The 434-nt window shown below is 71.4% G+C and carries 1 protein-coding gene; it reads left to right on the top strand.

The features are described 5' to 3' along the window. A partial coding sequence (locus KUM44_RS31985; protein ID WP_217213253.1) for a MarR family winged helix-turn-helix transcriptional regulator occupies positions 1 to 434 on the top strand: 434 nt, incomplete at both ends.

The following is a 434-nucleotide window of genomic DNA, read 5'->3' as shown; positions in this document are numbered from 1 at the left end:
GCGACGGACCCCGCGCTCACCGCCCTCGCGCAGGGCTGGTGCGCGCTCTCCCTGCTGCACGGCAGGATCGAGGCGCACATCGAGCGCGCCCTTCAGGCCGGGCACGATCTGAGCGTGCGCGAGTACTCCCTGCTGGACGTGCTCAGCCGCCAGCACGACGGCGAGGGCGGCCATCTCCAGATGAAGCAGGTCGCCGACGCGGTCGTCCTCAGCCAGAGCGCCACCACCCGGCTCGTCACCCGCCTGGAAGACCGCGGCCTGCTCTCCCGCTACCTGTGCCCCACCGACCGCCGCGGCATCTACACCGACGTCACCGAAGCAGGCCTCCGCCTCCTGGAAGAAGCCCGCCCGACCAACGACAAAGCCCTGCGCGAAGCCCTCGACCAAGCCGCACAGAACCCCGAACTCGCCCCCCTGGTCCGGACGGTGGAGAC

The organism is Streptomyces sp. AC550_RSS872 (assembly GCF_019049285.1).
Taxonomy (GTDB): Bacteria; Actinomycetota; Actinomycetes; order Streptomycetales; family Streptomycetaceae; genus Streptomyces.
This window is presented reverse-complemented; position numbering and strand designations above follow the sequence as displayed.